Source organism: Hymenobacter agri (assembly GCF_054778495.1).
This window is the reverse complement of the sequence record NZ_BAAGZM010000201.1, coordinates 1-6,739: the sequence shown is the minus strand read 5'-3', so window position 1 is coordinate 6,739 and position 6,739 is coordinate 1. Positions and strand designations below refer to the sequence as shown.

The following is a 6,739-nucleotide window of genomic DNA, read 5'->3' as shown; positions in this document are numbered from 1 at the left end:
ACGGCGGCCGGGCTCAGCAGGGCCGCCCACACACTCAGTTTCAGCAGCAGCTTGCTCATTTCGACTTCTCCTCCTTGCTGCCCCCCGATTTGTCCTTGTCTTTGGCCTTGCCGCCGTCGGCGGGCAGCGGGCCGGCGTCGTCGGGTTCGGCTTGCAGGCTGGGGGGGAAGCCGTTGAGCTGCCGCCAGATTTCGTACCACACCGGCACCGAGTCCAGAATCACCCAGCCGTACACGCCCGAGCCCAAGCGCAACTGCTTGGGCCAGGTGCGCTCGTCGCCCTCGCCGGGCAGGGGGCGCACCAGCAGGCGGTAGCGGCCGTTGGTGCTGCTCACCACGTCAATCACCGAAACCACGCCGCCGAACGTGCCCACCGCCACCGACGGCCAGCCCGAGAACTGAATGGCCGGCCAGCCATCGAACTGCAGCCGCACACGGCGGCCCGGCTGAATGAGCGGTACGTCCATCGCCCGCACGTACATTTCGGCGGCCAGCACGGGGTTTTCGGGTTGCAGGGTGGCAATGGATTCGCCCTCCTTGATGTTTTCGCCGATGCCGGCCTTGAGCGTGCGCACCACAATGCCCGACTGCGGGGCCCGCACCACGTACAGCCCGCGCCGTACCTCCACGTTGCTGATTTTATTCTGCAAGGCGGCCACTTCGCCCTCCGAGCTGGCCCGGCTCGACACGGCCGAGCTGCGGTCGGACTGCGTTTTGGCCAGGCTTTCCTGGAACTTGGCCCGAATCTCACTCAAGGCAATAATGGCGTTGGCCAGCGACTGCTTGCTGCTGGCGAGCTTGTTGCGCTGGGCCGTTACCTTGGCCAGGTCCTCCTGCAATTTCAGGCGGCGGGTTTCGATGTCGGTGAGCGAGAACAGGCCGTTCTGGTAGCCCACTTCATAGCGGGCCAGGCGGGCCTTGGCGGTTTCGTAGAAGTTGGTCACGGCCACCAAGTCGGCCTGGTCGATGCGTACGGTGTTGCGTGCCTGCTCCACGCGGTTGGCCGCGGCCTCGAGCTGCACTTGCAGGCCGGCTTGCAGGGCGTCAATCTGGGCGTTGGCGGCCACGATGCGAGCGGCGTTGGCGGCCACGTTGCCGCGCTTGGCTTCGAGCTGCTCGCGCAGGCGCTGGGGCAGGTGCGGGTCGAAGTATTCGGAGTTGATTTCCGAGATGGTGAGCAGCGTGTCGCCCTTGCGCACGCGCTGGCCCTCGCGCACGGCCCAGTGCTCGATGCGGCCCGAAAGGGCGTTTTGCACGGTCTGGGGCCTATCCTGCGGGGTGAGGGCGGTGAGGCTGCCGCTGCCCTGAATGGTTTGGCGCCAGGGCAGAAACAGGATAATCAGGAACACGATGCCGGCCACCAGCAGCGTGCGGCCCAGCCAGTAGCCGCGCGCGGCATCGAGCAGCTCGCGGTGCGACTGCCGCGGCTTTTCGTGCCAGACTTTCTCGGAAATACTCTCGTTGCTTAGGTTAAGCATGAATCTCAACAATTTGGGATTTGTCCTCCTCCAACGGCAGGTCGGTGAGGGCGGCCAGCTTTTCGGCCCCGGTCAGCATGTCGAACACCGTGCTCACGCCGCTCACCAGCTTCTCGATGGCCCCGCTGATTTGCACAATCAGCACCTCGGCGGCCACAAACTGGCCCAGGCTCATCTGGCGCGATACCACGAACAGGGTGCCCGCCACCAGCAGCCCGCCCGTGAGCAGCAGGCGCAGCACAATGCCGTAGTTAAAATAGGTTTTCAGCACCTGGAAGTGGCTGTTGCGGGCGCGCAGGTAGCCGGCCGTGAGCTGGTCGGTGCGGGCCAGGGCGTGCTCGCGCTTGGCGGCATCGTCGCGGTAGCGGGGCAGCTCGCCGGCCACCTGCTCCAGCCAGTCCACCACCTCGTACTTGTAGGCCGACTCGTCGATGCTCGTGTTCAGGGCGCGGCGGTAGTTGAGCACGTAGATGCCGATGATAGCCAGAATGGCAAACGCGCCCAGCGCGATGAACACCGGGTGGTAAAAGGCCAGCACCAGTGCCCCAAACACAATCTGAAACCCGGCAAACACCAGGTCAATCAGCAGCTTGGTGAGGCCCTTTTGCACCGTCAGGATGTCGAAAAAGCGGTTCACCAGTTCGGGCGGGTTCTCGCCTTCGAGGGCTTCGGGCTTGATGCGCGGCAGGCGGTAGGCAAACTCGATGGCCGCCTTGGCAAACAGCCGCTGCTCGATGGCCTCTACCAGCACCATCTGGCCCAGCAGCAGCACGCCGCCCAGCAGCACGCCGCCCACCACCACCCCAATCAGGATGTAGGTAGAGGCAAACACGGCCCCGGTGGATACCAGATTGAACACCGCCTGCGTGCCCAGCGGCAGCGTGAGGCCCACCAAACCGGCCACGATGGCGTAGAAAAAGATGTAGCGAATGGTGCTGCGCTCCGTGTCGAGCATCCGCGTAAGCCGTTGCCAGGGCGTGGGCGGAGGGAGCAGGCCAGCGTGCGATTTATGATGCGCCATGCAATGCGTATAGGGGTAATTGGAAGTGCAAAATTACCCTGGTCAATACGGTGACGCAGATTTAGAGGAGGTTAAAAAGGCGTTAAAAACAGCTTAAAGGCGGTTTTGGGGGTGTGAGGAGGGCTTTTGGGCCGATAAAACGGGCGGCCGAAGGGGGGAGGTGAAGCCGGGGAGAGTCAGCAAAAAAGAACGTCATGCAGAGCGCAGCGCAGCATCTCGCGTGTAGCAGTAATTGAATCGCCTAACGGTTTCGATTACTACCCCACGCGAGATGCTGCGCTGCGCTCTGCATGACGTGCAGTTAGCCCAAACGGCCCCTAGTAGCTCTCCTTCCGGAAGCCCCAGCTGCGCAGCTCCGCCTCAAACGTGTCCGGATAATTGGCCTTGAGCGCGTACACCACCGCTTGCAGCACCTTGCGCAGCTCCAGCTTCGCCGTGTCTTTCTGGCCAGTTGCATCAGTAGAGCAGCCACGTATTTTCGCCCCACGCGTAGGTAGTCCCCGGCCAGCGGTTGCCCCTAAAAAGGCGAACCCCCGACTATTGGCGTTGCTGAGGGTTACAAGTTGAAATCTATTATTTGAACCAATAGCGGAAGAGTATGAAAATAAGTGCTCTAGTTGCCTTGTGGGTAGTATTTCAAGGCGTGTCATGTAATGCGCAGCAGCATCTTAAAACCAAGAGAATTCCTGACGGGAAATGGATTTGTGTGCAAGACCCATTAAGCTCAATTGTTGTCAAGGGAGAACAGGTAACGGATTATTACCGCAATAAGCTCACGGGAACAACTCGGTATATTTTCACAAAACATGCGTGTGATGAGTCGTATGAAACGTCTGTTAAAAATCCTGTCTACTTAATTTGGCATGAAGGCATGTGTTATGAAATAATAGGTATTACTGAAAAATATATCGAATTGGTTTATACTTCTACTGGAACAACGGTTACTTACTCGCGCAAGAAATGAATAATCTTGTTGTACACGCGCGCCAGCAACGCCCGCCTGTCTTCGCCGCACGCGCAGGTAGTCCCTAGCCAGCGGTTGCCCCTACGGTTCCTTAATTGTAATAGCTTCTGCACTCGATAACAGGAAATCAACAAGCTGCATGAAGATGCTTGCTGCTTGCATTGGAGCAATTAAGTTGTCGCGGAAATAAACGCCATTAGATTCCAGCCCAACAACTACGGGTGCCCAGTTACTGGCCGGCTCTGCTGCAGCATCTAGTAGCGAAAGCGCCAACGTTTCATTTTCAGTAGCCGCTACGATAAAACGTTGCTCAAGAAACTGCTTGGTCGCTTGGGTATCGAGCTTCGGGCATTTGATGAAGTATTCTTTGCCCATAATTGGAACGGCTTTTAAAATACTTGTGGGAAGGGGTTACGCAGGGAGAATTCCAGCGACTTTTTAAGGCTATACTTTTACCATATGACACTCAAACACGAACTACAGCAAACTGCCGCTGCTCTTGGCTTGCCGTCCATTGCTTTTCGTGCTGTTGGCATAACTGAATGGGAGTCGATTATGAAAAAAATAGAGGATAAATTCGTTTCAGCTCGTTACGATACAGTGTTGTGGTGGTGGAGTGGCTATTTGAGGGGGCCAGTACATTCGGTTTTGCTACCTGGATTGCCAGTTGAGGCATTGGATAAAATAATTCCTTTGCATGAGCAAGTTTGGTTTGTTGCAGAAGATGATAAATTCTGGCTCTTTGAAGGAGATATCAAATCAATTCAGCAGGTGCTAGCCGAAAGCCATGCTTTCGAATACTACATCGTATCGAAAAAATACGAATGGCTACTTTGCGAAAATCACCACGACGTATTGTTCGGGGTTGGAGATATTATTATCGAAAAATTAAAGCAGGTTGAGCGGGGAATAGCGAAATAAAACGGATGCTCACGCCTCCACCACGTCCCCGTCCCGAAATAATAAATAACCCCGCGCACCTCCGCATACCCCAACTGCTCAAACAGCTTGGCATAATTAGACAGCAGCCTCTGGTGTTGCTCCTGCGGCGGGGCCAGCTTTAAATGATTACCACCACGGTTGCTTTTCTTGTTTTCGTGCTGCGGCGTTATTATAAATCCAGGCTTGAGAATAGCGTTGCCAGCCGTTGGTTATGAATTTAGGGTCGGGGCTAAACTCTCCTGCGCCAATGTCAAAGCTTCCGGCATTCGGAATCCGATAGTCGCCCCAGTTGCAGCGCAGCGTTTTATCGCCTTTATGATTCGTCCAGGTGCCTACAAATTGGTTGTTAGAAAAGCCGTCGCCAAAGCTCTCGATGTCATCGTATCGTAAATTTCCTTTTTTATCGATATACCACCGGCTCAGCAGTACGCCATTAAAAACGCCGGACATTGGTTGCGTTGCAGCTTCAACAAGCTGATATTCGGCCAATAAAATGCCTTCGTGCCGGGCTGGCGAAATTGTCTCGTCCACGCGCGTGCTGAATTTCCGCAATTCCCGAATGTGCCGAATGATAAAGGTGCCGCTGAAGTAACAGGTATTGTTTTTAACGCGTGATTTACCCGTAATCAGGTAAGTATTCTTGTGAGCAGAGTCCCTAACCGCGGTAAGTAGTTTGATTTGCAGACGTTGGTTGTTGCTGCCAATAACTCCGACGACCAGGTGATTGGGCATGTTCAGCCACAACGGCGCGAAATTGTAGGCCAGATAAGTCTGCTTTTGTTCCGTTGGCCTGAGTTCGCTGCTGGCCAGATTGGTGCGTAGGTATTCTCTGCTTTCCGCAGGTAGCGGTTCTATTGCTTTGAAGCCTGCCGCAAAGGCCAGTAACAACAGAAATATTGACAAATAAAAAGCAGCAGCGGACTTCATTTTTACAGGCATGGGTGTGTAGTGAACCGACTTTGGGTTTATTTCATCACACCTTCACCACTTCCCCCGTCCCGAAATAATAGATAACGCCGCGCACCTCCGCGTAGCCCAGCTGCTCAAACAGTGTGGCGTAGTTGCGCAGTAGCCGCTGGTGTTTCTCCTGCGGCGGGGGCAGGCGGAAATCCATCAGCGTGACGCGGCCGCCGAGGCGGTGGTGCTCCTCCAGGGAGGGTTCGAGCACCACGCGGTCGGGCTTGTAGTCGCGCAGCTTCACGCCGCCCACCAGGATTTCGCGCTCCGTTTCCACGCTCAGATGCGGGGCGAAGTAGGGGGCCAGGCGCGGGTCGCTCACCAGCGTTTCGAGGCTCTCCACCAAGGCCGGCCGCTCCTTGGCGCTCAAGATGCCCTCGGCCACGAGCTGGCTGGCCACCCGGCCCACGTCGGCGGCCGTGAGCAGGCGGCGCAGGGCGAAATGCAGCTTGCGGTTCCACTCGTTCAGGGCCTTTTGCTCGTCAAAATCGAAGAGCGTGGTGGCGTGGCGGCGCAGCTTCAGGCGCTCCTCCCAGGGCGCGGCGGCCAAATTCGTCAGCTCGTAGTTGGTGCTTGGTGCCTGGTGCTTGGTGCTTGGTTTTTTCTCGGCGGGCGTGCCTTGCGCGAGGATGAAGGACACTTGTTCCTCCTGCCACTGGCCGCGGCTGTGGAGGTAGCCGTAGAGCAGGTCGGCCACGGTGCGGGCGGCGGGGGCAGCGTCCAGCTCGTCGGTTTTGGTGGTTTTCTTCTCGTCGGGCCGCTTGCTGATGACGTAGAGGCGGTGGCGCGGCCGGGTGAAGGCCACGTAGAGCGTGTTCAGCCCTTCGAGGAAGGTTTTCTCGCGCTCCTCGTCGTACTGCGCCCCCAGCGCCGTCTGCTGAATGCCCTTGCTCAGGCTCACCACCGCCACGTCGGGCATCTGTTCCAGAGGCTTCTGGTCGGCCTCCAGGTGGCCCCAGAGCAGGGTGCCCCGGTGTGGCTCCAGGCTCCAGTCGGCAAAGGGCACGATGACCACCCCGTAGGCCAGACCCTTGGCCTTGTGCACCGTGGTGATGGTGATGGCCTGGCGCCCGCCCGGCGCGTTGATACTGATGCGCCCCTTGCGCTCCTCCCAGTAGGTGAGGAAGTTGCCCAGGTTGTTGCCGAAGCGCAGGCTGTATTCCAGCGTCAAATCGAGGAAGCGGAACAGGTAGTCACTCTCCCCGTTGCGCCCCAGCAGCCCGAACAGATTCAGCAGCCGCTCGGCCAGCTCGTAGAGGCCCAGGTTGCCGGTTTCGGCCTCGCGTACGTCGTAGCCCAGCGCCCGCAGCTCGTCGAAAAACGAGGCGCCGCCCGCCGCATTCGCCACGTCAGCAATGTGCCGCGCCCGCGCCGGGGT

7 protein-coding genes are annotated in these 6,739 nt (G+C 57.9%); 2 read left to right on the top strand and 5 right to left on the bottom strand.

All coding sequences use genetic code 11. The features are described 5' to 3' along the window. Window positions 1-55: 55 nt before the first annotated feature. Window positions 56-1,477 (bottom strand): HlyD family secretion protein, encoded by a 1,422-nt coding sequence (locus ACYVDE_RS11480; RefSeq protein WP_460501684.1) that lies wholly within the window; start codon window positions 1,475-1,477, stop codon window positions 56-58. Continuing rightward, complete coding sequence (locus ACYVDE_RS11475; RefSeq protein ID WP_460501683.1) at window positions 1,470-2,498, bottom strand: ATP-binding cassette domain-containing protein; 1,029 nt, start codon at window positions 2,496-2,498, stop codon at window positions 1,470-1,472. The genes ACYVDE_RS11480 and ACYVDE_RS11475 overlap by 8 nt, the downstream gene beginning before the upstream one ends. Window positions 2,499-3,096: 598 nt before the next feature. On the opposite strand from ACYVDE_RS11475, the gene ACYVDE_RS11470 reads away from it, so the two are divergent. Continuing rightward, window positions 3,097-3,462: a hypothetical protein gene (locus ACYVDE_RS11470; RefSeq protein WP_460501681.1), complete on the top strand. Its 366-nt coding sequence runs from the start codon at window positions 3,097-3,099 to the stop codon at window positions 3,460-3,462. Between the two features lie 81 nt (window positions 3,463-3,543). On the opposite strand, the gene ACYVDE_RS11465 is transcribed toward ACYVDE_RS11470, so the two are convergent. Further along, a complete protein-coding gene (locus ACYVDE_RS11465; RefSeq protein WP_460501680.1) occupies window positions 3,544-3,837 on the bottom strand; it encodes a hypothetical protein in 294 nt (97 codons plus the stop codon). 84 nt (window positions 3,838-3,921) lie between these two features. Here ACYVDE_RS11465 and ACYVDE_RS11460 point away from each other — a divergent pair, with 84 nt between their 5' ends. Continuing rightward, window positions 3,922-4,383 carry a DUF6756 family protein gene (locus ACYVDE_RS11460; protein ID WP_460501679.1) on the top strand — a complete coding sequence of 154 codons (462 nt, stop codon included), beginning with the start codon at window positions 3,922-3,924 and terminating at the stop codon, window positions 4,381-4,383. Window positions 4,384-4,530: 147 nt separating this feature from the next. Here the strand turns inward: ACYVDE_RS11460 and ACYVDE_RS11455 are convergent, their stop codons facing one another. Both ACYVDE_RS11455 and ACYVDE_RS11450 read right to left on the bottom strand, forming a co-directional pair. After that, entirely contained in the window at window positions 4,531-5,331 is an 801-nt protein-coding gene (locus tag ACYVDE_RS11455) for a hypothetical protein (RefSeq protein WP_460501678.1), read from the bottom strand. A gap of 46 nt (window positions 5,332-5,377) precedes the next feature. Further along, window positions 5,378-6,739 (bottom strand): 3'-5' exonuclease (locus ACYVDE_RS11450; protein WP_460501677.1); only part of this gene is annotated, 1,362 nt, incomplete at its 5' end.